The organism is Pseudomonas sp. 01L34 (genome assembly GCF_056400265.1).
Genome location: NZ_JBFTSX010000006.1, coordinates 562,473 through 585,928 on the forward strand (window position 1 = coordinate 562,473; position 23,456 = coordinate 585,928).

20 protein-coding genes and 1 pseudogene are annotated in these 23,456 nt (G+C 61.1%); 9 read left to right on the forward strand and 12 right to left on the reverse strand.

Annotated elements, in window-relative coordinates:
• Positions 1-125: 125 nt before the first annotated feature.
• On the forward strand, positions 126-2,108 hold the full coding sequence (locus AC1DQM_RS21475) for a pilus assembly protein TadG-related protein (protein ID WP_477746815.1): 1,983 nt from the start codon (positions 126-128) through the stop codon (positions 2,106-2,108).
• Here the strand turns inward: AC1DQM_RS21475 and AC1DQM_RS21480 are convergent.
• Positions 2,078-4,846: a PAS domain-containing sensor histidine kinase gene (locus AC1DQM_RS21480; RefSeq protein WP_477746816.1), complete on the reverse strand. Its 2,769-nt coding sequence runs from the start codon at positions 4,844-4,846 to the stop codon at positions 2,078-2,080. The two genes, AC1DQM_RS21475 and AC1DQM_RS21480, sit on opposite strands and share 31 nt — an antisense overlap.
• A complete protein-coding gene (locus AC1DQM_RS21485; protein ID WP_018928405.1) occupies positions 4,843-5,283 on the reverse strand; it encodes a TadE/TadG family type IV pilus assembly protein in 441 nt (146 codons plus the stop codon). Before AC1DQM_RS21485 ends, AC1DQM_RS21480 begins: the two co-directional genes overlap by 4 nt.
• Positions 5,284-5,358: 75 nt before the next feature.
• Here AC1DQM_RS21485 and AC1DQM_RS21490 point away from each other — a divergent pair, with 75 nt between their 5' ends.
• The 3 genes from AC1DQM_RS21490 (at position 5,359) to AC1DQM_RS21500 (ending at position 7,875) form a co-directional block, all read left to right on the forward strand.
• Positions 5,359-5,829 carry a prepilin peptidase gene (locus AC1DQM_RS21490; protein ID WP_018928404.1) on the forward strand — a complete coding sequence of 157 codons (471 nt, stop codon included), beginning with the start codon at positions 5,359-5,361 and terminating at the stop codon, positions 5,827-5,829.
• A 109-nt stretch (positions 5,830-5,938) separates the two neighbouring features.
• The gene (locus AC1DQM_RS21495) at positions 5,939-6,742 is read left to right on the forward strand and encodes a response regulator (RefSeq protein WP_477746835.1); all 804 of its coding nucleotides are present in this window, start codon (positions 5,939-5,941) and stop codon (positions 6,740-6,742) included.
• A gap of 758 nt (positions 6,743-7,500) precedes the next feature.
• A complete protein-coding gene (locus AC1DQM_RS21500) occupies positions 7,501-7,875 on the forward strand; it encodes a DUF6124 family protein (protein ID WP_477744170.1) in 375 nt (124 codons plus the stop codon).
• Between the two features lie 158 nt (positions 7,876-8,033).
• Here AC1DQM_RS21500 and AC1DQM_RS21505 read toward each other — a convergent pair whose 3' ends face one another.
• The 5 genes from AC1DQM_RS21505 to cpaB all read right to left on the reverse strand — a co-directional run bounded on the left by AC1DQM_RS21505 (position 8,034) and on the right by cpaB (position 13,314).
• Positions 8,034-8,924 (reverse strand): type II secretion system F family protein, encoded by an 891-nt coding sequence (locus AC1DQM_RS21505; RefSeq protein ID WP_477746817.1) that lies wholly within the window; start codon positions 8,922-8,924, stop codon positions 8,034-8,036.
• Positions 8,921-9,805 carry a type II secretion system F family protein gene (locus tag AC1DQM_RS21510; RefSeq protein WP_258613048.1) on the reverse strand — a complete coding sequence of 295 codons (885 nt, stop codon included), beginning with the start codon at positions 9,803-9,805 and terminating at the stop codon, positions 8,921-8,923. The genes AC1DQM_RS21505 and AC1DQM_RS21510 overlap by 4 nt, the downstream gene beginning before the upstream one ends.
• A gap of 10 nt (positions 9,806-9,815) precedes the next feature.
• Positions 9,816-11,096: a TadA family conjugal transfer-associated ATPase gene (locus AC1DQM_RS21515; protein ID WP_018928399.1), complete on the reverse strand. Its 1,281-nt coding sequence runs from the start codon at positions 11,094-11,096 to the stop codon at positions 9,816-9,818.
• Positions 11,093-12,298, reverse strand: a complete 1,206-nt coding sequence (locus AC1DQM_RS21520) for a CpaE/TadZ family protein (protein WP_477746818.1) — start codon at positions 12,296-12,298, stop codon at positions 11,093-11,095. The genes AC1DQM_RS21515 and AC1DQM_RS21520 overlap by 4 nt, the downstream gene beginning before the upstream one ends.
• A gap of 86 nt (positions 12,299-12,384) precedes the next feature.
• Entirely contained in the window at positions 12,385-13,314 is a 930-nt protein-coding gene (gene cpaB, locus AC1DQM_RS21525) for a Flp pilus assembly protein CpaB (RefSeq protein ID WP_477746819.1), read from the reverse strand.
• Between the two features lie 326 nt (positions 13,315-13,640).
• On the opposite strand from cpaB, the gene AC1DQM_RS21530 reads away from it, so the two are divergent.
• Both AC1DQM_RS21530 and AC1DQM_RS21535 read left to right on the forward strand, forming a co-directional pair.
• On the forward strand, positions 13,641-13,838 hold the full coding sequence (locus AC1DQM_RS21530) for a Flp family type IVb pilin (protein ID WP_064616077.1): 198 nt from the start codon (positions 13,641-13,643) through the stop codon (positions 13,836-13,838).
• Positions 13,839-13,922: 84 nt separating this feature from the next.
• Complete coding sequence (locus tag AC1DQM_RS21535; protein ID WP_477746820.1) at positions 13,923-14,333, forward strand: response regulator; 411 nt, start codon at positions 13,923-13,925, stop codon at positions 14,331-14,333.
• A gap of 41 nt (positions 14,334-14,374) precedes the next feature.
• Here the strand turns inward: AC1DQM_RS21535 and AC1DQM_RS21540 are convergent, their stop codons facing one another.
• Complete coding sequence (locus AC1DQM_RS21540) at positions 14,375-15,229, reverse strand: MaoC family dehydratase (protein WP_477746821.1); 855 nt, start codon at positions 15,227-15,229, stop codon at positions 14,375-14,377.
• A gap of 2 nt (positions 15,230-15,231) precedes the next feature.
• Positions 15,232-16,584 (reverse strand): 3-oxoacyl-ACP reductase, encoded by a 1,353-nt coding sequence (locus AC1DQM_RS21545; RefSeq protein WP_477746822.1) that lies wholly within the window; start codon positions 16,582-16,584, stop codon positions 15,232-15,234.
• 192 nt (positions 16,585-16,776) lie between these two features.
• Between AC1DQM_RS21545 and AC1DQM_RS21550 the strand changes: the two genes are divergently transcribed.
• Positions 16,777-18,054 carry an acetyl-CoA C-acetyltransferase gene (locus AC1DQM_RS21550; RefSeq protein ID WP_230175457.1) on the forward strand — a complete coding sequence of 426 codons (1,278 nt, stop codon included), beginning with the start codon at positions 16,777-16,779 and terminating at the stop codon, positions 18,052-18,054.
• On the opposite strand, the gene AC1DQM_RS21555 is transcribed toward AC1DQM_RS21550, so the two are convergent.
• Complete coding sequence (locus tag AC1DQM_RS21555; protein WP_477746823.1) at positions 18,055-19,083, reverse strand: bile acid:sodium symporter family protein; 1,029 nt, start codon at positions 19,081-19,083, stop codon at positions 18,055-18,057.
• Between the two features lie 84 nt (positions 19,084-19,167).
• On the opposite strand from AC1DQM_RS21555, the gene AC1DQM_RS21560 reads away from it, so the two are divergent.
• Entirely contained in the window at positions 19,168-19,959 is a 792-nt protein-coding gene (locus tag AC1DQM_RS21560; RefSeq protein WP_018928390.1) for an AraC family transcriptional regulator, read from the forward strand.
• Positions 19,960-20,123: 164 nt separating this feature from the next.
• On the opposite strand, the gene AC1DQM_RS21565 is transcribed toward AC1DQM_RS21560, so the two are convergent.
• Together AC1DQM_RS21565 and AC1DQM_RS21570 are read right to left on the reverse strand one after the other, a co-directional pair.
• A complete protein-coding gene (locus AC1DQM_RS21565) occupies positions 20,124-20,891 on the reverse strand; it encodes a methyl-accepting chemotaxis protein (protein WP_370694472.1) in 768 nt (255 codons plus the stop codon).
• A 90-nt stretch (positions 20,892-20,981) separates the two neighbouring features.
• Positions 20,982-22,070, reverse strand: a pseudogene (locus AC1DQM_RS21570) (cache domain-containing protein); the annotation flags it as partial.
• A gap of 444 nt (positions 22,071-22,514) precedes the next feature.
• Here AC1DQM_RS21570 and AC1DQM_RS21575 point away from each other — a divergent pair.
• Positions 22,515-23,408 (forward strand): PA4780 family RIO1-like protein kinase, encoded by an 894-nt coding sequence (locus AC1DQM_RS21575; RefSeq protein ID WP_018928388.1) that lies wholly within the window; start codon positions 22,515-22,517, stop codon positions 23,406-23,408.
• The last annotated feature ends 48 nt before the right edge of the window (positions 23,409-23,456 follow it).

Below are 23,456 nucleotides of genomic sequence, written 5' to 3' on the forward strand. Positions count from 1 at the left end.
CCCATTCCCACAGGGAGTTTTTGTTGGTGGGATGGCTAGTTGCCAGCAATCCGGCAAACCCTTGTCTACACTGCTCTTCATCAATGGAGGTAGCCCTCGGCGGTGCGCCGGCAAAGGAGTGCGCCATGTCTCCCTGCTTGCAGTTTCGTAGCCCGGCCCGGCAACGGGGAGCGATCGGTTTGATGGCAGTGCTGACCCTCGGCATGGCCCTGGTGTTCCTGCTGATCGTGGTCGACAGTGGCCGCTTGTACCTGGAAAAGCGCAGCTTGCAGCGGATAGCCGACATGGCCGCACTGGAGGCTGCCACGCGCAACGGTGATTGCGCCGTGGGTGCCAGCGCTACCGCCTATGCCACCGCCAGCGTAAATCGTAACGGCTTCACCCTTCCTGACCCCACGCGCAGCCTGGCGGTAGCCTGTGGCACCTTGAGCCTGGACGCCAACAGTCTTCGGGTTTTTGTGGCTAACCCAAGCAGCAGCGAAGCCATTCGGGTGATCGTCAGTCATTCAGTGCCGCAGAGTTTCGCCGGTGGCGTTGGCGCCCTGTTCGGCGGTGCGCCGGCCGGGGCCACCCTCAACCTGACGGCGACCGCCGTTGCGGCGCTGCCGCCACCACTGGCATCGCTGACCCTGCGCACCACAGCGCTGAGCATCGATAGCAGCAAGTCGGCCACCCTCAATGCGCTGTTCGGCGGTTTGCTCGGCGGCAGTCTGAACCTGTCCGTGGCAGGGTGGGATGGGTTGGTGAACACCAACATCAGCCTGCTGGGTTACCTTGATCGACTGAAGGTCGACCTTGGCCTCAACGCCGCCGGGTATAACCAGGTATTGGGCGCTTCGGTGGCCGTCAGCCAGTTGATCCAGACCGCCGTCAATGTGCTGGACCCCGGCGGCACCCTCGGCGCGACGGCGACCATTGTCGGTCTGCAAGCCCTCAAGGTGGCCGCTGGCTCCACGACCGTGGTGTTGGGCAATCTGCTGCACGTCGAGAACGGCAGCGACGTCTCAACGTTCGCGACGACTGTGAGTGTGTTCAACCTGATCGAAGGCGTCGTGCAACTGGCCAACAAGAAAAACGGTGTGGTGGCGACAGTGCCGATCAATCTGGCAGGGCTGGCGCAAATCACCGCTCGAGTGCAGGTGTTGGAGCCGCCGCAACTCTCCGCGATCGGCAATCCGAAAAACGCCGCGCTGGATCCGCTGGGGCCCAATCGGATCTACGTGAGAACCGCACAGCTTCGCACGTTGTTGTCGATCGACTTGCCGGCGCTGGACGCCATCGCGGCGCTGGTCAATGCCGCGGCGGATCTGGCAGGACCGCTGACCAACACCCTCAACGCCTTGCTCAATCTCGACCTGGTGGCGGTGCTCAATTCACTGACCTGTGCCATCGGCGTGCCCTGTCAGACGCCCGACGTCATCGTGCTACCGGGGCCGATACGGCTCGACGTGGCGCTGGACGTCGCCAGTGCCGATAGTTACGTCACGGCTTACAGCTGCATCAGCAACACCAACAAAACCCTGACCACCAACACCAGCGCATCGCTGGTGAACCTGAAAATCGGCCGGATCGATGCCGCCAGTATGTTCGGCAGCAACACCGTACCACCGACGGTCACGGTGCAGCCGTTGAAGCTGATCGATATCGGGATCAAAACCTGCCGCAGGTTTTTGTTCGTGCCCATAACCTGCGATCCGCGTGTATCTGGCGTCGGTGGTGGCATCGATGTCGTTGCCGACACCAGTGTGGCGGCGAACACCAACATGCCCCATGTCTACTCCGCACCACCGGCCAACAGCCTGCCGGACATCAGCCAGCCGCCGTTTTACTACTCATTTTCCACCAGCAGCATTGTCAGCAACTTGCTCAACACCCCGGTCAACCTTCACGTCGATATGTATGGCCCGTCAGGCAGTCTCGTCGGCGGTCTGGGGGCGATCCTGAGCAGCGTGACCAGTTTGCTGGTCAGCGCAATCAACGGCGTGCTCAACCCGTTGCTCGACAGTCTGATCAACACTGTGCTGATAAGCCTTGGGGTCGACTTGAACAAGGTCGACGTCGGCGCCAACCTCAGTTGTCACTCAGGGCGCGCGTCGCTGGTGATCTGATCGCCCGTGACAATCGGCAACTCGATGCAGAAGCGGGCGCCCTCGGCCGAGTTTCTTACGCTCAACCGTCCGCCCATGTTCTCGACGATGCCGTAACTCACCGACAACCCGAGCCCGGTGCCGACGCCCACCGGTTTGGTGGTGAAGAATGGCTCGAAAATCCGCTCCAGCAACCGTGGGTCGATGCCGCCGCCGTTGTCCTCGACCCACAGCCGCACTGAATGCTCATCACGTTCGGCGTACAGCGAAATCCACGGTTTGAACGCCGGGTCGGCCTCGCGTTTGCTCAGCAACGCATCCCGTGCATTGACCATCAGGTTGATCAGCACCTGTTCCAGCTGATCGACGTAACCGCGCACCTGCACATCAAAACCGCTCTCGCTGACCCGCAGCTCAATGCCTTTGCCGCGCAAGCCTTCGGACAGCAGTGCCAGCGTGCCCTCGATGGCTTGAACCGGATTGAACGGCTGCTGCTCGACCTCCGAACGCCGGCCGAACACCCGCATGTGATCCACCACCTTCGCGGCGCGCTGGACTTGTGCGTCGATGCGATTGAGCTTGTCAGTCAGGTAATCGATTTGCGCATCGCCATTGCTCAGACGCTTGAGCACATTGACGATGGCCATGCGCATCACGTTCAGCGGCTGATTGATTTCATGGGCAAGCCCGGTGGCCATTTCGCCGAGGGTGGCCATTTTCGCGCTCTGGGTAAGCTGCTGCTGGGCGCGCCTGACCTCAGTGTTGTCGCGGCCCACGGCCTGAATTTCCAGCAAACGACCCTGGTCGTCGAACACGCCGCGATCCGACCAGACCCACCAGGCATGTTCCCGTCCCGGCAGTTGCAGGTTGATCTCCGCAGTGCTGACCGGGAACTCCGGGCTCAGTCGACTGAGGCGCTGGAGGAACGCTTCGCGCTGCTCCGGCGACATCCAGCTGCCCAGGTTCACCCCCGGCAACTGCTCGGGCTGGCATTCCAGGTAGGTGGCCAGCGGTCGATTGCCAAAGGTCAGCGTCAGGTCGGGGCGATAGCGGCAGATCATTGCCGGAGAGTCTTCCACCAGGATCCGATAGCGCTCTTCACTTTGTTTGACTTTCTCGCTGGCCAGAGTCGCCTCGGTGACATCCAGCCACAGGCCCACGGCTTCCACCGGCAGCCCGAGGTCATCGCGCAGCAGTTTGGCTTCGTCGAGCAGCCAGTGGTAATCGCCGCGACTGTCGCGCAGTCGATATCGGGCGCTCACCGAACCCTCGCGCAGCAGTTGCCGGGTACGCTCGAAATAGCCGTCGCGGTCTTCGGGGTGGACCCGTTCCACCAGCGCACCGGCGGCGCAGTCGGCGAGCGACCAGCCGAGCAATGGCAACAGGCTGTCGCTGAAAAACGTCGGTTGCAGCGCCCCTTCGACATAGCGCTGCACGTAGATCACCGCCGGTGAACTGGCGATCAGGTTGTCCAGCCGGGCATGGGCGGCAGCGGCGTTCTGCTGCTGGTTCTTGATGTCGCTGATGTCGAGCATGAAGCCCACCAGCCGGCGGTTTTTGCCGATGCCCAGGGCCTGGCCTTGCAGTCGATACCAGATCGGTGTTTGCGCCGAATCGGGGCGATGCAGGCGCACGCACAACAGCAGCGGCGAGCCTTCGTCCTGCAAGGATTGCAGGCGAATCGTCAGCTCTTCACGGTCGGCGGGGTGGATCTGTTCGAGCCAGTCATGCAGCGGCAAGCGGGCGCTCGTCAGGTTCAGTGTATTGGCAAGCGACGGCGCCAGTTGCACCTGGGCCTGGTCACTGAAGATTTCCCACCAGCCAGTGCCGAGCAAGGCTTGTAGAGATTCCAGCCGCTCCAGTTGCAGGTGGTGCTGATGCTCGCGCAAGCGCTCAAGCAGCGGGCCGGCCAGGGCGGCGGTGAGTTGCAACCAGTCGCGCTCGCTCAAGTCGGGGGCACGTTCTTGCACCGGGTAGAAACCACAGAGCAACCACGCGACCACGCCCAGGGCATTGCGATAGGGCACCGCGAACCCTTCGGCATTGCCGAAGATGCTTTGCAGGCGTGGGTGCTCGCTGGGTGTCAGCTGTTGGGGGACTGAGCCATTCAAACTGTCGAGGCCGGTGCCCAGGCGTTGATGGGTTTCCCACAACCTTGGTGCATCGAAGGCCGCGTACTGCTGGTGAATCAACCAACCCTCGGCCTGTTCATCGAGCAAGGCCATGGCCATGCACGGGATCTGAAAACGCTGGGCCAGGCCTTGCAGTTGTTCGGCCAGTACCTCGGGCAGGCGCGTCAGGCTGCACAGGCGCAACTGCTCGCTGACCTGCGCCGCGAGCAACTGGCACTGTTCACGACTGCGCGCTTGTCGACGTTCGAGCAACAGATCGCCGATGTCGATCAACTGCAATAACCATCCTTCGCCCAACGGCTGCACCCAGCCGCGCAAGTGCAGCGGTTGTCCGGCGAGGCTGAAAAAATCCAGGTCCAGGTTTTGTCCTTGCCACTCGGCCGGTGTGCCTTCGACCGACAGGGCGCTATGGGGCATGAGGTAATCGAGCAGGTGCGGTGACTGCGCGTCGGGTATCTGTTGCGCCAGCAGATGCCGCAACGGACCGCTCAGCTGAATCACTCGACCTTCATCATTCAGATGCAGCTGCAAGCCGACACGCTGCACGCTCGCAGGCTCTGGCGTGTTCGGGGTCTGTGGCGGGTGACGATTGAGCAGACGCCCGAAGAGTTTGTCCCCGGAGCTCAAAACTGCAGGCTCGATTGGGCCGTGAGGGTCGGCGGCAGATTGGGCACCGAACCGATTCCCGGCAGTACCAGAAACGGCAGCACTTGATTCAGTTTACTGGTGGGGTAGTTGATGCTGACCGTCAGCACGCCGCCGGTGTAGGTGGCGCTGGCGTCGGTGGCCACGTTGAAGTTCAGCGCGGCGGGAATCCAGGCCAGCTGCCGGGTCAGTTCGGTGGTCGCGATGTTTCTGACCGCCGTGTCGTAATTGGCGGTGCTCGGGTCCAGCGCCACACTGCGACGCACCGCTTCGGCCGTGGACTTATTGAACGATTGCATCAGCAACAGCGGCAGGCTGTAACTGACCAACCCATAAAACACGGCGAAAAAAATCACGAATACCAAGGCGAACTCAATCGCCACGGCACCTTTTTGCTTGCGGGGGAGGCCTGTTTTCATGAGTGCGTCTACCCTGACAATTACTGCGTAGTGTCAGCATAGAATCATTCAGCCAAAACGGACGTTTTTTACCGGATGCAGAGCCTTGTCCTACTCATCTGGCTGACGCTTTGCGCAGCACAGGATGCCCGAGAGCGCCACATCGCCAATGGCCTGACCGTCGGTGCAGGGGTGCTGGCGCTTATCTATCTGTTGTGGACAGGGACTACGTGGCTGGGGGCCGAGGCGGTGCAGGGCGGCTGGGCTTTGTTGTTGGCATTGGCCTTCACCTTGCCCGGTTATGCAGTGCGACGCATGGGGGCAGGCGACGTGAAGCTGATGGCGACGCTGGGTCTTGCGACGGACGGTACGCACCTGCTCGGCGGTTTCATCGGCGCCGGGGTGGCCAGTGTGCTCTGGCTGCTGCTGGCGCCAAGACTCTGGCTGCATATGGGGCAGAGGCTTAGAGCGCGTCTTCGTTACCTGGAGCCTGGCGCGTCAAAAAAGCAGCCCTTTGCGCCGTTCGTGTTGGTGGGTGTGCTGCTCACACTGGCCTGGATGCATTAATCGCAGGCGTCCCCTGTTCTATGTACATAGTTGGAAAGTGCGTCTACTTTCAAAATTGTTGTTGTACAGCCTGTGGTGTCGGTGCAGGAGCAGCCAAGCCAGACTTGGCATGGAGTGGCACGTGAACAAGCTTACCTCGGCAGTAAAAGTTCTTGTGGTTGATGATGAGCCGTTGATTGTCGAAGAGCTTCGCGAGTTCATCGAGCTCAATGGTTATCGCTGTGTGCCTTGTGTCTCCGGCCATCAGGCGATCGAGCGTTTCAGCGAAGACGTGAATATCGGCTTGGTGCTGTGTGATTTGCAGATGCCTGACATGGATGGCATCCAGCTTGTCCAGGCGCTGCAGCGGTTGTCCGGCAAGCATCGGGCATTCGAGGCGATCATGCTCACCGGGCATGCGAACAAGCAGGATGTGATCAAGGCTTTGCGTATCGGGTTCGCCGATTACTATCAGAAGCCGATTGATCTGGCTGAGTTGCTCGAAGGTTTGCAGCGTCAGGAGGTGGCCTTGCAGGAGCGGCAGAGAAATCTGCAGTTGGGGCATTTGAGTCAGAAGCTGCAGTATCTTTGTGAATCGATCGATGAGCTTTATCAGGATCTGGACAAGGTTCGTCGGGGGGCGTCTCCGGAACCTGTGTCAGGTTCAGTTGACGGTGTGGTCGGTGAACCGGAGCGGGTGGTGGGGATGCCGGCGGTGTTCAATCAGTTGTCGCCGCGTCAGTTGGAGGTGGCGCAGTTGGTGGGCAAGGGGCAGACCAATTATCAGATTGCCTGTGAGTTGGGGATTACCGAGAACACGGTGAAGCTTTATGTGTCGCAGGTGTTGCGGTTGACGCATATGCATAATCGTACGCAGGTGGCGTTGGCGTTGTCGCCCGGGAATGCTGGGGGGCGGCGGGTTTCTGCGCATTGATCTTGGCGGCCTTTGGGCCGACCATGTTCTTGTTGACCGGGTACATATCCATTTCTGCGGTAACGGCTGCTTAGGGTTCCGCTCTTACAGCGGGTCACTTTTGGCAAACGCCCCAAAAGTAACCAAAAGGTCTCGCCCCGAACGTACGGCCCCTCGCTAAGGCTCGGGGTTCCTTCGCTCCGGTATTCATCTGGGGGCATCGCCCTACGGTTGGCTTCGCTTCAACCTACATGCGATGTGTTCGACTGCGTCGAACGGCGCTACGCGCCAATCCCCAGATGAACACCTCCACTCAGCCTCCCGAAGGGGCGGGTGGATCAAGATCAAAAGCGGCAGGCGAGCTAACGCTCGGCCTGTTGAGTGGTGAGGGGCGGGTGTACGCCGCTCCATTGTGGGAGCGGGCTTGCTCGCGATGGTGGCCTTACAGGCAACGATGTTTATTGGTCGGTAAAAACGTCAGAACCTTCCCACATGTTTTTCAGGTTGCCCGTCGGAAGCGGCGTCTCTAGCCTTTGTCCGTCGCTGGCAATTCAGCGTCCGGGCGTCGCGGCCTGAAACAGCTTACTTGGTGCATAATCACCGTCCCCAACCGACGTTCCTTCGGAGCGTGTCGTTTGGTCTCATGGTGGCTGTGCGCGGGATACCTTTGGGTATGCCGGGTTTCCAAGTAGCTCGGTCCGCGAACCTGCGTACAGCTGCCACCCTATATCGCATCGCGGCGATCAGTGGCAGCTCCATTACTTACTTGGAACTTCACTATGTTCAAAGCCACACCGAATCCCCCTGAAACTGACGACGTTTCGCCCTACGAATCCCTCGATTCGAAAAAACTCAACGAAGCCGCCGAACGCGCGCTCGACCACTACCTAAAACCACCACCCAAACAACCCGAAGGCCGCAAGCCAAGCAGGATGTTTCAGGTCGCCCCGGACATGGACAACGAAAGCCTGCTGGCCCATGTCTGCGAATCACTGGCCTCGGCCAGCGTCATGACCAGCGATATCGCCGCCTATGTCGACGCCCCGCAGCGGCATACGCTCCTGGCGATTCAGCAGGTGATCATGCTGGCCGAGCTGGCGGTGAATCGGGTGCTGGATAACGTCGACGTACCAAAACCCGCGCCACACAGCTGACCCCTTGTAGGAACGACCTGTGGCGAGGGGGCTTGCCCCCGTTTGAGTGCGTAGCACTCACAAGATCTTTGGACCACCAGAGATTTTTGGGCAGCTTCGCAGCCCAACGGGGGCAAGCCCCCTCGCCACAGGCTCGCTCCTACAGGATCGTCAGTCTTTCAAGAACCAAAAGCCCGCGCCAGCGCGGTGAAGCTCGGTCCGGCCAGCACGATCAGCAACGCCGGGAAGAGAAACAACATCATCACCACGGACATTTTCGCGGACATTTTGGAGATGTATTCCTGCAAGCGTGTCAGGCGTCGGTCATCGAGCAGCAGCTTGAGCGCCAGCAGTGATTTCATCGCGCCGCCGCCTTGGTGAATCAGTTGTTGAAGGATCACGCAGGTGTCGGTGAATTCGTCCACCGCGAGCAATTGGGTGGCCTTGTTCAGTTCTTCGCCCAGTTCCAGACCGGAATCGACCCGCGCCAGTATCAGGCGCAATTCGTGGGTCAGGGTCGGTAGCAGTTGTTTGCTTTCGATGCTCAACACTCGCAGGGACTGTTCCACCGCCATGCCGGATTCGAACAGGATGCGCAGCAGTGGAATGAAGGTTGATACCTCGATCGCCAGTTGTTTTTGCCGCTGCTGCGCGGCGGCGGCCAGTAAGCGTTTGGGCAGCAGGTAGCCGAGGGCTGTGGCGAGGGTTGGAGTGATCCAGTGGTTGTTCACCTGCGGGAAGAACAGGCCCTGAATCAACAGGCACAGGGCCAACGCCAGCACCGGTGTGCCGATCTGGCAGGCGGCGAACAGCGAGCGTTGTCGGGCGCTGCGCCAGCCGAGGCGGTTGAGCAGGGTCTGGGTTTCGTTGTCCAGTTGGATCGAACGCTGACCGATGCGGCTGTCGCCCAGCAGTTGTAGCCAGTGACTGACGCGATGGTCGCTCAGCGGTTTGCCGTCCAGCCGTTGGGCTACCTGGCGCGCACGCCGGTGCTGGTCCAGCAGGCCACTGAGCAGCAACAGCGTGGCCGCCAGAAACAGCAGTGCGCTCAGCAGCAGGGCGATTTTCATACGCTTCGCAACATGCGCCACAGCGCCAGGCAGCCCACGACCTGCAAGCCGAACGCGGTCGCCAGCATCATTTGTCCCGAGCCGCTGTTCCACATGGCCAACAGGTATTTCGGATTGGACACCAAAAAGTAACCGGCAAGCCCCACAGGCATCAGCCCCAGCACCACGGCCGTGACGCGGGTTTCGCCGGTCATGGCGCGCAGTTGGCGCGCCGCCTGGTCTCGTTCGCGGATCATTTTGATCAGGTTTTCAAACAGCTCACTGGCATTGCCGCCGTAGCGGTGATTGACCTTCAGGCCCAGGGCGAACAGGCGAAACTCGTCTTTCTCATACAGCTCGGCGAGGTCCGAGATGGCGTCCGGCAGGCTGACGCCCAAGTGCACGTTGCGTTGAACCCGACCCATGGCGTCTTTCAGTGGCGCTTCGGCGGCGTTGATGGCGCCCAGCACTGCATCGGCCAGGGTGCGTCCGGACTTCAGGCTGCGCACGGTGTGGTCGAGCAGCGTCGGCAGTTGTTCGATCATGCGCTTGAGTCGGCGCTGATATCGCCAGCTGATGTACAGCCGCAGAGCCAGGGGCGGCACCAGTAGCAACATCAACAAACCGATCCAGCCCGCGAGGGCAAACCCCAGCAGGGCGCCCAAGGCCCAGAGCAGCAGCCACGACCCGATGCGCTCGGTGGGGCGCCCGAGGCCGGCGCGTAGAAAGGTCCGTTCCAGGCCAGACCAGGATGATTTCGCCACGGTCAGTTGCGGTTGCCCCTGGGTCAGGCGGCCGAGGGTTCGGTCGATGCCGGCCTGTCGCAGACTGTTGTAGAACAAACGGATCGACACCCCCAACAGCGTCAGGCAAAGCAGGATGAGCAGCGCCGGTTTGAGCATGCCGTGACCCTCAATACGCCAAGGGAGAGAGTGCCGACTCGCGACGCAGTTTGTCGCCGGCGGGGTTGGCCGCCTCGCGCAGAAAACCGCGGCCGGTGTGTCGGTCGAAGCGGAACAGGGTGTTGGTCACGTAGACGTCGTCACGAATACCGACGACCTCCACCACTTCGCTGACGCAGCGGCGGCCATCGGGCAGGCGCGTGAGTTGGATCACTACGTCCAGCGCCGCGCAAATCATTTGCCGCAGGGTGCGTTCGGCGATGAGCCGTCCGGTCAGGCCCACCAGCGTCTCCAGGCGCAACAGTGCATCCTGGGCGTTGTTGGCGTGCACGGTGCTCATGGAGCCGTCGTGCCCGGTGTTCATGGCGGTGAGCACGTCGACCACTTCGACGCCGCGAATCTCGCCGAGGATGATCCGGTCCGGGCGCATCCGCAGCGCGTTGCGAATCAGGTCGCTGGCCTTCACTTCGCCGTGGCCTTCGGCATTCGGCGGTCGGGTTTCCAGGCGCACCACGTGAGGATGGCCGAGTTGCAGTTCGGCGACGTCTTCGATGGTGACCAGCCGTTCGTGAGGGGCGATCAATTGGCTGAGAATGTTCAGCAGTGTGGTCTTGCCGGTACCGGTACCGCCGCTGACCAGGATGTTGCAACGCTTGCCCACAGCCTCCTGAATGAACTCGAAGATCGCCTGGTCGATGGTTTGCATCGCCATCAGGTCGGTGCTTTTGAGCATGTCCTTGCGGAACTTCCGAATCGACAGGCATGGGCCGTCGAGGGCGATCGGTGGAATGATCGCGTTGACCCGGCTGCCATCGGGCAGGCGCGCATCGACCATCGGCGAAGACTCATCGAGCCGTCGGCCCAGGGGCGCGAGAATCCGTTGCATGACCCGCTCGACGTGGTGGTCGTCGATGAACCGCAGGTCACTGAGGTGCAACACTCCCTCACGTTCGACGAACACCCGGTGCGGGCCGTTGACCAATATCTCGGTCACCGCCGAGTCGCGCAGCAGCACTTCCAGCGGACCGAAACCGGTGAGTTCGTCGACGATTTCTTCCGCCAGCCGTTCCATCTCGTAGCGGGAAATCGCCAGGTGCAGACGGGCGATGTACTCGGCGACTTTGTCGGTGACGAACTGCGACAGCATGGGCCGCGACCCTTCCAGCAGGTTTTTCCCGGACTCTTCGATGGCGTCGATGATGTAGCGGTGCAGCACCAGCTTCAGGCCTTCGTGGTCGGTATTGCCGGTCGGCCCGTGCGAGGGCGCGCCGAAGAGTTTTTCCCCGCTCATTGCACGCCCCTCAACCGGTTGAACCAGCCGGCCTTGGGTTTATCCAGGCTTTCGGAGCGTTTGGCCAGCCATTCGCCGAGGGCACGCAGGCTTTGGGTCAGGCCCTCGCGCGGGGCCAGCTCGAACAGGCTCAGCCCCTGATTCTTGGCGTTGAGCCGCACTTCCGGGCTGTAGGCAAACACAGCGATCACCTCCATGCCGAAGGTTTTGCCCAAGGTGTCGGAGTCCGGCGCGACGCTGCGCAGGTAGCGGTCCACCAGCAATCTGGCGTGGTCGAGCTTCAGGCCTTTTTCGCGCCAGCGGCTGAGCACCTCAAGGTTGCGTCGGCAGTCGAGCACGTTTTGATCGGTGTACCACAGCAACTTGTCGCAATGGCTGACGAAGGTGCGCAATGCTTCACTGTCCGACTGGCCGGTGAGGTTCACCACGATGTGCTGGAAATGTTGGCGCAAGGCACTGAGCAGCATGTACAGCTCGGCGGCGCTGGTCTGTTCGAGCGGTTCATCGTTGCTGGCGTAGGCGAGGATTCGCAGCCCGGCGTCGCAGGTAGTGAAGGCGCTGTCGATCAGCGTTGCGTCGAGGCGCCTGAGGTGGCGCAATGCATCGCCGAAATGAAACGAACTCTCCAACCCCAGCAAGGCCAGGCTGTCGCCACGGGGCAGCCCCAGATCCAGCAACAGCGTTTGCTGGCCGCTCTTTTGCACCACGTGCGCCAGGTGGTTGGCGAGCAACGCGCCGTCGCCATTGCCCTGCGCACCGTAAAGTACGGTCAGGCCACCTTGTGGAATCTGTTGGGTGTTCGGCGCCACGGTCGGCAGGCGTTTACTCAGGCGTCGCACCAGGCCGGCGACTTCGCTGGACCGCGAGCCGTAAGAGACAAAATCCCGTGCTCCGGCGCGCATGGCATTGAGCACCAGTTGGTTGTCCATGCCATCGCCCAGGGCCACGATCGCCAGCATCGGTTTGGCTTCCAGGGCTCCCTCGATCAACGCGCTCTGGGCCACCACATGCTCATGGTCCAGGCCCACGAACACCAGGCTGGCGAAGGTCACGTCCACCAGTGTCAGGAGCTCGTCGAGGTTGCCGCCCCCGGCGCTGATCACTCGACCCAAAGGGGCGAGCGCCCCTTGCAGCCACTCGAAGTCGGTGTTGTTGCGTGTGATCGCGAGGAAGGTCTGGCTCAGGTTCTGGCTTTGGCTCATTGCGATAATCCGCCGTGTTTATCGACGTGGCCGTTTCCGAGGAAGTGCGGCGTGAAACATCTGCGCATGGAGAGTCCTCGCTCGATTCAGGGCGTTTGTTGGGTGACGGCATTGCCGCGAATGACTTCTACGCTCGGCTTGCGAGGTGCTGCGCCTCTGGGGGCGGGGGATTGTGGAGTGCCGGCCAGGGCCAGTTGACTGAACTGCACCAGCTCGCGGTTGGCGTTGGCCAGGCTCGCCGATGAGTCACCACGGCCGGCCCAGTATTGGCTCAGGCGTTGTTCCTCGGCGCTGCGCACAGCCAGACGCAAAACCCCGACGTGCGCCGCGAGCATCAGGCGGCTCAAGAGGGATTCAGGGACGGCGAGCAACACGGTGCGGGCGCTGGTGCGCAGTTGTTCCTGCTTGAGTTTCTCTTCATGGCTGAGTGCCGGGTTGGCAGGCTTGCCATCATTCGTCAGCCCCAACTGCTCGCCGACCCCGAGTACGCGCAACGCCGGGACCACGACCTGGGCCGACTGCTGGAGGTTGTTGGTGTCCATGCGCAGAAACAGCAGCACATCGACATAATCGCCGGGGCTCAATTGGCCGCCGACATTGATCACATCATCCGCCGCCACGGCGAGGGCGCGTTCATCGGCGCGGATCATCCGCGCCAGCGTACCGCCGGCTTCGAAACTCTGATCATTGAGCCAACTGCCGGCGGTGAGCGCGCGCCAGGGTGTACGGCCAATGGCTTGTTCGAGACGGGTCAGGCAGCCCACCGGGGCGGTACGCAGTTTTTCCAGGGTCACGTCGGCGGCGGTGATCTGCTCGAACGGTGCGATATCACGCAGCAGCACCACCACCGGTTGGCGGGTCGGGTCGTCCACCGAGACCTGTATCGAGGGCGTTGATGTGCCGATTTGCGCGACAGGCTCGGCCGGTTGGCGACTCAGCGCCAGCCCCCAGTAACCGGCAATGATGGCGCCTGCCAGAAACAGCCCGGCCAGGCCCAGGGTGACGCGGCTGTTCATGAAGGCTCTCCCCCTTTCCTGCGCGTAACGCCCCCAAGAGCTCTAACGAGATGACTTCGCAATCAGGCAGTTATGAGCGTGGGACTGTTTCGCTATTTGACGGTAGCGCAGGTAAAGCAAAATGCCATCACTGAGCGGTAAATATCTGACAAAAGTAACGGGCTGATGCCCAAAGTACTGTTTTGTGACGTTAATCAACCGGTTACTGCTTAAGTATTAATGCGTTCTTACAGTTGTTGGGCATGGGTTTGCCGACAATGCTGATGCTGGCATATGGGAATCATGTTGCGGCAGTGCAACAACCGCTGTCATTCAGGAGACGCGTCATGTCCTTCTCTAAAACGGTTCAGAAGATCAAATCCCACATCGCTTTTTACAAAGACCTTGCCAAAGACACCGAAGGTGCTTCGGGCATCGAGTACGCAATCATTGCAGGCATGGTGGCCGTGGTGCTGGCAACGTTTGTGGCACCTATCTCCACGGCGGTCACCACAATGTTCAACACGATTTCAGCTGCGCTTTGATTTGAAGACTGGCACGGGCAGTCATTTGCCAATCCTGCAAAGGGCTTCTAACGTCATGGCTTAGTCCATTGCAGGTGTTGCCCCATGAACGCTCCAACCCTCCCTCGGCAACAGCTTCTTCTGGTCGATGATGAGGAGGATGCGTTACTGGAACTGGCGGAGTTGCTGGAGGGCGAGGGTTTTACGTGTTTTACGGCAACGTCGGTCAAGCTCGCCCTGCATCATTTGACTCGTCATCCTGATATTGCGCTGGTGATTACTGATTTGCGGATGCCGGAGGAAAGCGGCATATCGTTGATCAAGCGTCTGCGTGAGCACACGGCTCGTCAGCATTTGCCGGTGATTGTGACGTCGGGGCATGCGGATATGGAGGATGTGAGTGACATGTTGCGCTTGCAGGTGCTGGATCTGTTTCGCAAGCCGATCTATCACGTGCGTTTGTTGGATACGTTGAATAATTTGTTTCCGCAGCCTCGGGGTTTGGTGAGTTCCTGAGCGTACTGTGGCGAGGGGGAAAGCCCCCTCACCACAATCCATCAGGCAACCGGCCGCCACTGCCCCACCATATGCTCGATCTCCCCGGCCCCCATCAACTGGAAATCCCCACTGGACCCCGCCGCGCTGGACATCAGCGTCACCTCGCTGGGCAAACGCACCGGTTTTCTGAACTGCACCGCAATTTCGACGTTGGCCGTCGGCAAATGATCGCTCAGGGCTGCCAGGGTGCGCGCCTTGTTCCACAGGCCATGGGCGATGGCGCTGGGAAAGCCGAAGAGTCGGGCGCTGATCGCGCTCAGGTGAATCGGGTTGTAGTCTCCAGACACTTTGGCGTACCGGCGACCAATGTCCGCCGGTGCTTTCCAGTGGGCCACTTCGGTCAGCACCAACGTCGATGCAAACGCTTGCTCGACAGGCTCGCCTGCCAGTTTGACCCCGCGACAGAGCATCTGGCTTTCGGCTTCCCACAGCAGCCCCAATTGGTCGTCGAGCGTCGTCACTAACTCGAAGGTCGCGCCCTTGGCATGGGGTTGCAGGTTCTGCACCTTCACGCTGACCCGCACGCGACTCACGCCGCCCATGGGGCGCATGACTCGAATGCGATTGCTCAAGTGAATCAGCCCCAGCAGCGGGAAGGGAAACGCCTTGGCGGTGAGCAGCTGCATCTGCAAGGCAAACGCCAGGATGTGTGGATACGTCGGTGGCAGCAGCCCGTTGTCGGCAAAACCACACACCTTGCGATAAGCCGCCAGGCGGTTCGGATCGACGTTGACCCAGCAGTGATAACCCAGCTCAGGCAGTGTGGTGCCGGTGATTTTGCGTCGCGTCGCCGCTCTCAAATACAGAGTCTGCAGGCCCGGTTCGCTATTGAGTGTGTGCCAGTCGGTGGTCATGGTCAGGCTCCCAACACGCTTTGCCCGCACACGCGCAGTGCTTGCCCGGTAAACGCTCCGGTGCCCGGTTGTGCCATCCAGGCCACGGCTTCGGCGACGTCTTGCGGCAGGCCGCCCTGGCCCAACGAACTCAAGCGCCGCCCGGCTTCACGCACGCCGAAGGGCAGGTGCGCGGTCATCTGGGTTTCGATGAATCCTGGCGCCACCGCGTTGATGCTGATGCCGCGCTCAGCCAGCAGCGGTGCCCAGGCCTGGGCCAGGCCAATCAGCCCGGCCTTGCTCGCGGCGTAATTGGTTTGCCCGCGATTGCCGGCGATGCCGCTGATGGACGCCAGCAGGATCACTCGACCGTGGTCGCGCAAGGTGCCGCTGTCGAGCAGCGCCTTGGTCAGCACTTGCGGCGCGTTGAGGTTGACCGCCAGCACCGCGTCCCAGAATTCCGGGGTCATGTTGGCCAGGGTTTTGTCGCGGGTGATGCCCGCGTTGTGCACCACGATGTCGACGCCGTCGGGCAAGTGTTCGATCAGTTGCGTGGCGGCGTCTTCGGCACAGATGTCCAGGGTGATGCTGCGCCCGCCGAGGCGCGCGGCCAAGGCGTCGAGGTCGGTTTTGGCCGGCGCCACGTCGAGCAGGATCACCTCGGCGCCGTCCCGGGCCAGGGTTTCGGCGATCGAGGCGCCGATGCCCCGGGCTGCCCCGGTTACCAGTGCCTTGCGCCCTGACAAGGGGCGTGTCCAGTCCATCACCTGCGTCGCACACGCCTTCAAACGTATGACTTGTCCGGAAATGAACGCACTTTTGGGCGAGAGGAAAAACCGCAACGGGCCTTCGAGTTGATCTTCGGCCCCTTCGCCGACATAGATCAGCTGCAAGGTGCCGCCGTTGCGCAGTTCCTTGGCCAGCGAACGGCTGAACCCTTCCAGCGCCCGTTGGGTGCTGGCGGCGAATGGGTCGCTCAAGGTCTCTGGCGCGCGACCGAGAATCACCAGGTGCGCATGGTGATCGAGATTTTTCATCAGTGGCTGGAAGAATTCGCGCAGCTGTTTCAACTGATCGACCTGCACCAGGTCACTGGCGTCGAACACCACGGCTTTGAGTTTCTGGCCGTGGCCGGGAATCCACGCGGTGGCCAGGGTCGGGTCGGTGCCGTAGCTGTAAATCGTGTCGGTCAAGCGGTTGGCGAGGGTGCTGATTTTTTCCGTCAGCGGGCCACCGCCAATCAACAGCGCCCCCTCGACAGGCCGCAATCGGCCTGCTTGCCAGCGTTCCAGCCGTACCGGCGACGGCAGACCCAGGGCACCGACCACACGATGGCCGATGGACGAATTGGCGAAGTCGATATAGCGGTCAGACATGAATCACGCTCCAGAAGCCGGGGTTAAAAGTGTGGACCAGGAATGGCAATTAGTCGTTCGATCCACGAGATAAGGCCTACGCTTGAACATTGCAGGTTGGTTTGAGCTTGGGTTTAGCAGGTCTTTCAGGAATTGCAGCCCGCTCCCACAGGGATGTGTGTTCACCATTGACTATCAGAAGGAGCTTTTTTCATGACTCAGCTGCGTCGCGTCGCGATTATCGGTGGTAACCGTATTCCTTTTGCCCGGTCCAACGGGCCGTACGCCACTGCCAGTAACCAGGCGATGTTCACCGCAGCGCTGGAAGGCCTGATCGAGCGCTATAACCTGCACGGTGTGCGCATGGGCGAAGTGGCCGCCGGGGCCTTGCTCAAGTATTTGCGCGACTACGGCCTGACCCGTGAATGCGTATTGGGCTCGCGGTTGTCGCCGACAACGCCGGCCTACGACATCCAGCAAGCCTGCGGTACGGGGCTGGAGGCAACATTGCTGGTGGCGAACAAAATCGCCCTGGGGCAAATCGAATGTGGCATTGCCGGCGGCGTCGACACGGCCTCGGACGTGCCGATCGGTGTCAACGAAGACTTGCGCAAGATTCTCTTGCAAGCCAACCGCGCCAAAAGCACCGCTGACAAACTGAAAACCTTCCTGCAATTGCGTCCCCGACACCTGATCCCGGACTTTCCAAGTATCGGCGAGCCGCGCACCGGCCGGTCGATGGGCGAACACTGTGAATTGATGGCCCAGACCTGGGGCATCCCGCGTGACGAGCAGGATCGGCTGACCCTCGAAAGCCATCAGAAACTGGCGGCGTCCTACGCCGAAGGCTGGCACAACGATCTGATGACGCCGTTCCTCGGCCTGACCCGGGACAACAACCTGCGCCCGGAGCTGACCCTGGAAAAACTCGCCTCACTGAAACCGGCCTTCGAGAAAAGTGCCAAGGGCACCCTGACCGCGGGCAACTCCACGCCACTCACCGATGGTGCGTCGGTGGTGCTGTTGGGCAGCGAGGAATGGGCGAAGGAGCGCGGTTTGCCGGTGCTTGCCTATTGGCGCGATGGCGAGGCGGCGGCGGTGGATTTCGTCAACGGTGCCGAAGGGCTGCTGATGGCGCCGGTGTATGCGGTGCCGCGATTGCTGGCGCGCAACGGCCTGACCTTGCAGGATTTCGATTACTACGAAATCCACGAAGCGTTTGCCGCGCAGGTGCTGTGTACGTTGAAGGCCTGGGAAGATCCGGAGTACTGCAAAACCCGTCTCGGCCTCGACGCGCCGCTGGGTTCCATCGACCGCAGTCGCCTCAACGTCAAAGGCAGTTCACTGGCCGTCGGGCATCCGTTTGCCGCCACCGGTGCGCGCATCGTCGCCAACTTGGCGAAGCTGCTGGACGCGGCGGGCAAGGGCCGAGGGTTGATTTCGATCTGCGCCGCCGGCGGTCAGGGCGTGACGGCGATTATCGAGCGCTGATTATTGAGGGCTGAGCACTGCGGCGTTTTGCTGCGCGGCCAGTTGCCGGTTGCGGTTGGCGTAACCCTCGGCCATCACCGAGCACACGATCAGCTGCAACGGGTGGTAGATCATGATTGGCAGCAGGATCAACCCAAGGCCGGGGTTGGCACCAAAGATCAACGCCGCCATCGGTGCTCCGGCCGCCAGGGATTTTTTGCTGGCGCAGAACACCGCGGCGATCTCGTCGGCGGGGCTGAACTTCAGCGTGCGAGCGGTGCGGGTGGTCATCCACAGGATGATCGCCAGCAGAATCGCGCTGCCAATCAACGCCGTGAGAATCACGCTGTTGCCCTGTTGCTGCCACATCCCCGAGACCATCGAGTTGCAGAACGCCGAGTACACCAGCAGCAGGATCACCAGCTTGTCGGCGATGTTGGTGTAGCGCTTGTGCAGAGCGAAAAACCTGCCCAGCCATGGCCGCAGCAATTGCCCGAGTACCAGCGGCAACAACAGCATCGCGCACAGGTCGAGCAGGGTTGAACCCAGGTCGATGCCGCCAGCGCCGCTGCCGACCACGAAACTCACCAGCAACGGTGTCAGGAAAATCCCCAAGACGCTGGACAGGCTCGCGTTGAGAATCGCCGCCGGTACGTTGCCGCCCGCGCTGCCGGTCAGGGCCACGGACGAAGAGATGGTCGAGGGCAGGGCGCAGAGGTAGAGGAAACCGAGCATCAGCAACGATGGAATGTGTGAGCCCAGCAGTGTGTCGCTCAGCAGCCAGATCAACGGAAACACCGCAAAGGTGAAGACTTGAACCATCACGTGCAGCTTCCAGTTTTTCAGCCCGTGGCGGATCTGCTCGCTGGAGAGGTTGACCCCGTGCAGGAAGAACACCAGGAACACGCCGATGTTGATTACATACTCAGCGTGCATCCCGCCGCCGGTAGCGCCGAAGGTCGGGAAGAAATACGCCAGCAGCGTGGCGATCAGCATGCCGCACAAGAACCAGTCGGTGACCACGCGTTTAAGGTGTTTGAAGGCATGCATGACCGGCACCGAATCCATTTGTAAGAATTGATGACTTAGCCTAACGTCGGCCCTGTCAGCCGTCTTGCGACATAAGGCCAATCAATGCCGACTAACGGACAACTTACCCTCGAGCGGACCATCCCGGCGCTGACGGTGTTGCCGCGTCCGTTGTATGCGCGGGCGGAAAGCCTGAACGCCGGTTCGTGGACGCCGCCTCATCGTCATGATTGGGTGCAGTTTTCCTACGCCATCAGCGGTGTTCTCGGCGTGCACACCGCCGAGGGCAGTTTCTTTGCGCCGCCGCAGTGGGGCATCTGGATTCCGGCGGATCTCGAACATCAGGTCGTGACCTCGATGCGTGCCGAAATGCGCAGCCTGTATGTGCGCCGCGAGGACTGCCAATGGGCGGACGGGCGTTGCCGGGTGCTGGAAGTCACGCCTTTGGCGCGGGAGCTGATCAAGCGCTTTTGCCAGTTGCCGGTGGAGTATCCACAGGGCGACAGTCAGGAGGCGCGATTGGTGGGCGTGCTGCTCGATCAGTTGGCGAGTCTGCCGGAGGTGGGGTTTTCCTTGCCGCTGCCCCGGCATGAGCGACTGCTGGGTTTGTGCAACGAACTGATCGAAAGTCCCGAGTGCACGGTGACCTTGCAGGAATGGGCCGAGCGTTTGGGCATGTCGGAGAAAACCCTGATGCGGCTGTTTCAGCGCGAGACCGGGTTGAGCTTCCGCAGTTGGCGGCAGCGCATGCGGCTGCTGTCGTCGTTGAGTTTGCTGGAGGAGGGGGACAGCGTGACCAATGCCGCGCTGTCTTGCGGGTATGACTCGACGTCGGCGTTTATTGCGGCGTTCAAGGGGTTGTTCGGGTTTACCCCCGGGGAGTTGTTCAAACAGTAATTGTGGCGAGGGAGCTTGCTCCCGCTGGAGCGCGAAGCGGTCCCAATTCAGCCAACGCGGTGCATTAGATATTCCGCGTTTGCCGGTTTACGACTGCTTCGCAGCCGAGCGGGAGCAAGCTCCCTCGCCACAGGTATCGGTTTCGACCAGTTGGATCAGTGACTTCAGGTTCTGAAGCGGCGAACCAACCCGTCCAGCTCATTCGACAAGCCTGCCAGGCTCTGAGAATCCAGCCGCGCCGAGTTTGCCAATTCCGCCACCAACTGCGCATCGCCATGAATCTGGCTGATATGCCGATTGATGTCCTCGGCCACCTGATGCTGTTCCTCAGCCGCCGTGGCGATTTGAGTATTCATGTCACGAATCACATCCACCGACTCACGGATCTGCCCGAAGCTGCTGCGCGCTTCACCGATGCGGGTCACCGATTGCTGAGACACCTCCAGGCTCGCGTGCATCTGCTGTGTTACCTGACTGGTGCGTTTGGCCAGGTTGCCCAGCAGGCCGTCGATTTCCGCCGTGGAATCGGCAGTTCGTTTAGCCAGGGCGCGAACTTCATCCGCCACCACCGCAAAGCCACGACCCTGTTCACCGGCCCGGGCTGCTTCGATGGCCGCGTTCAGGGCCAACAAATTGGTCTGTTCGGCGATGGAACGGATGGTCCCGAGGATCGACTGAATGTCGTTGCTGTCGCGCTCAAGCTGTTGCATCGATTGCGCCGACTGTTCGATTTCCTGGCTCAAGCGATCGACACTGCTCACCGCGGCATCGATCTGCTGCTGGCCTTCACGGGCCTGGCGCTGACCGCTGTCGGCCGACTCGGCGGCCTGGCTGCAAGAGCGCGCGACTTCGTTGGCGGTGGCGACCATTTCGTGGAACGCCGTGGACACCATGTCCACCGCTTCACGCTGACGCCCGGCGGCTTCGGCCATGTCGCTGGACACTTGGGTCGAACTCTTGGAGGTGGCGAGGATCTTGGTCGCGGCGCCGCCGATGCTTTGAATCAGGTTGCGGATCGCCGCCAGAAACTGGTTGAACCAGTTGGCCAGTTGCGCGGTTTCATCGCTGCCACGGATGTGCAGGTTCTTGGTCAGGTCGCCTTCGCCCTGGGCGATGCCTTCCAGACCGCTGGCCACGCTACGGATCGGCCGCACGATCAGGCTGGCGAAACTGGCGCCGACGATGGCGAAGAACACCGCCAGTACCGCCGCGATGATCGCGATCAGCCAGGTCAGTTGAGTGGCCGAGCTCATCACGTCGGTCTGCTTGATCAGGCCGATAAAGGTCCAGCCCAGTTGCTCCGACGGCCAGACGTTGGCCATGTAGCGCTCGCCATTGAGCTCAACCTCAACCAGCCCTTTGCCAGCCTTGCCGAGTTGCGCGTAGCCGTCGCCGAGGCTGCTCAGGGCTTTGAAGTTGTGTTCCGGCTGCTTGGGATCGACCAGTATGGTGCCGGTGTTTTCCACCAGCATCAGGTAGCCGGTTTCGCCGAGTTTGATCTGTTTGACGATTTCAGTGAGCTGCTTGAGCGTCACGTCGATGCTGACCACGCCGCCATTGCTGCCCAGTTTGTTATCGATGGTGCGCACGGTGCTGACGTAGGTCGCGTCATCCTGGGCCCAGTAATAGGCCTCGGTGCGAAGCGGCTTGCCCGGCTTGGCCTGGGCCGCCTTGTACCACGGGCGCTGGCGCGGGTCGTAATTGCTCAGCTTCGCATCGTCCGGCCAGGACACGTAACCGCCCGCCGCCGTCCCGAGAATCGCATAGGCGTAGGCCGGATGGCTGTTGCCCAGATCCTGGAGGAGGGCGAAGACCTTCTTGTCCATTTCGCCTTGGGGAATGCTCTCGGCATTGGCGCTCATGTAGGTCTTGAGGCTGTCGTCGGAGTTCTTGATCAGCGGTTGGGTGGCCAGGTAGTCAACGTTCTGGCTGATGCCATCAAAGAACAGTTGCATGGCATTGCTGACCTGACGAATCTCGCGGCCACTGCCGTCGACAAAATTGTCCTTGGCGTCACTGCGCAAGTTCAGCACGACGAGGGTGGCGACCAGCACCACGGGCAAGCAGGCGATGATTGCAAACGCCCAGGTCAACTTCTGTTTGATGTTCATCCGCGCTCCAGTTTTTCTTGTAGGCCCACGCAGTGCTGATGACTCGCGGATTATTGGCAGCCGAAAACGTTTGATACGCCCCGATTCTTGAGCGCGCCTTCTTGATTGTTGTTGAGGCGATTGTCAGACAATTCCTTTTCTCTCTAATGACTTCGGCTGAAGCGCGGGGAAATTGAGGTCTTTTGAGAAAAATCCTGCGAACGCCAGGGATCGAGGTTAGATTCTGTCGCAAATACCTTGGCACTCCGTCGTCAACAAGTGGTTCTCGCTCAGCTATGATCCGGGGCGGTCGATGAGTTTTGCCTGATTAATCCGGCACATTGTGTGCTTCTTGATGTTCATGGGAACGTTCATAGGTCGGCAACCCCTCCCCCGAATGAGAGGATTGCCGTATAACGAATGACTTTCGCGTGTTTGGTAATAAAGGACCCACAATAAAAGCTGATGAAGACTCCAAAACGCATTGAACCCCTGATCGAGGACGGTCTGGTCGACGAGGTGCTGCGCCCACTCATGAGTGGTAAAGAAGCAGCTGTTTATGTGGTGCGCTGCGGCAACGAGCTGCGTTGTGCCAAGGTCTACAAGGAGGCGAACAAACGCAGTTTTCGTCAGGCGGCCGAGTATCAGGAAGGTCGCAAGGTGCGCAACAGCCGGCAGGCTCGCGCAATGGCCAAGGGCTCCAAGTTTGGCCGCAAGGAAACCGAAGACGCCTGGCAGAACGCCGAAGTGGCGGCGCTGTTCCGCCTGGCCAGTGCCGGGGTGCGGGTGCCCAAGCCGTATGACTTCCTCGAAGGCGTGCTGCTGATGGAGCTGGTGGCCGACGAGTACGGCGATGCCGCGCCGCGTCTGAACGATGTGGTGCTGGAGCCGGATCAGGCACGCGAATATCACGCCTATCTGATTTCGCAAATCGTGCTGATGTTGTGTACCGGTCTGGTGCACGGTGACCTGTCCGAGTTCAACGTGCTGCTGACGCCGACCGGCCCGGTCATCATCGACCTCCCGCAAGCAGTGGATGCGGCGGGTAACAACCACGCGTTCAGCATGCTGGAGCGGGACGTGGGCAACATGGCGTCGTACTTCGGTCGTTTTGCACCGGAGTTGAAACGCACCAAGTACGCCAAGGAAATGTGGGCATTGTACGAAGCCGGTACCTTGCACCCGGCCAGCGTGTTGACCGGCGAGTTCGACGAGCCGGAAGAACTGGCGGACGTCGGCGGGATCATGCGCGAGATCGAGGCGGCCCGTCTCGACGAAGAGCGTCGCCAAGCGATTCGGGCGGCGGACGATGCGCCACCGAGCAAAGCCGAAGAACCGCCTCCGCCGTGGATGCAGTGATCGGTTGACCCAAAACCCGGCTTTGGCCGGGTTTTTTACACCAGCAAT

Excerpts from the sequence above, each read along its gene's own strand:
- AC1DQM_RS21490 (WP_018928404.1), top strand. The coding sequence starts at position 5,359 with ATGCAGAGCCTTGTCCTACTCATCTGGCTGACGCTTTGCGCAGCACAG.
- AC1DQM_RS21505 (WP_477746817.1), bottom strand. The coding sequence starts at position 8,924 with ATGAAAATCGCCCTGCTGCTGAGCGCACTGCTGTTTCTGGCGGCCACG.
- AC1DQM_RS21510 (WP_258613048.1), bottom strand. The coding sequence starts at position 9,805 with ATGCTCAAACCGGCGCTGCTCATCCTGCTTTGCCTGACGCTGTTGGGG.
- AC1DQM_RS21565 (WP_370694472.1), bottom strand. The coding sequence starts at position 20,891 with ATGGCCGAAGCCGCCGGGCGTCAGCGTGAAGCGGTGGACATGGTGTCC.
- cpaB (WP_477746819.1), bottom strand. The coding sequence starts at position 13,314 with ATGAACAGCCGCGTCACCCTGGGCCTGGCCGGGCTGTTTCTGGCAGGC.
- AC1DQM_RS21500 (WP_477744170.1), top strand. The coding sequence starts at position 7,501 with ATGTTCAAAGCCACACCGAATCCCCCTGAAACTGACGACGTTTCGCCC.
- AC1DQM_RS21560 (WP_018928390.1), top strand. The coding sequence starts at position 19,168 with ATGCCGACTAACGGACAACTTACCCTCGAGCGGACCATCCCGGCGCTG.
- AC1DQM_RS21575 (WP_018928388.1), top strand. The coding sequence starts at position 22,515 with ATGAAGACTCCAAAACGCATTGAACCCCTGATCGAGGACGGTCTGGTC.
- AC1DQM_RS21515 (WP_018928399.1), bottom strand. The coding sequence starts at position 11,096 with ATGAGCGGGGAAAAACTCTTCGGCGCGCCCTCGCACGGGCCGACCGGC.
- AC1DQM_RS21545 (WP_477746822.1), bottom strand. The coding sequence starts at position 16,584 with ATGTCTGACCGCTATATCGACTTCGCCAATTCGTCCATCGGCCATCGT.
- AC1DQM_RS21475 (WP_477746815.1), top strand. The coding sequence starts at position 126 with ATGTCTCCCTGCTTGCAGTTTCGTAGCCCGGCCCGGCAACGGGGAGCG.
- AC1DQM_RS21530 (WP_064616077.1), top strand. The coding sequence starts at position 13,641 with ATGTCCTTCTCTAAAACGGTTCAGAAGATCAAATCCCACATCGCTTTT.
- AC1DQM_RS21540 (WP_477746821.1), bottom strand. The coding sequence starts at position 15,229 with ATGACCACCGACTGGCACACACTCAATAGCGAACCGGGCCTGCAGACT.
- AC1DQM_RS21495 (WP_477746835.1), top strand. The coding sequence starts at position 5,939 with ATGGAGTGGCACGTGAACAAGCTTACCTCGGCAGTAAAAGTTCTTGTG.
- AC1DQM_RS21485 (WP_018928405.1), bottom strand. The coding sequence starts at position 5,283 with ATGAAAACAGGCCTCCCCCGCAAGCAAAAAGGTGCCGTGGCGATTGAG.
- AC1DQM_RS21520 (WP_477746818.1), bottom strand. The coding sequence starts at position 12,298 with ATGAGCCAAAGCCAGAACCTGAGCCAGACCTTCCTCGCGATCACACGC.
- AC1DQM_RS21555 (WP_477746823.1), bottom strand. The coding sequence starts at position 19,083 with ATGCATGCCTTCAAACACCTTAAACGCGTGGTCACCGACTGGTTCTTG.
- AC1DQM_RS21535 (WP_477746820.1), top strand. The coding sequence starts at position 13,923 with ATGAACGCTCCAACCCTCCCTCGGCAACAGCTTCTTCTGGTCGATGAT.
- AC1DQM_RS21550 (WP_230175457.1), top strand. The coding sequence starts at position 16,777 with ATGACTCAGCTGCGTCGCGTCGCGATTATCGGTGGTAACCGTATTCCT.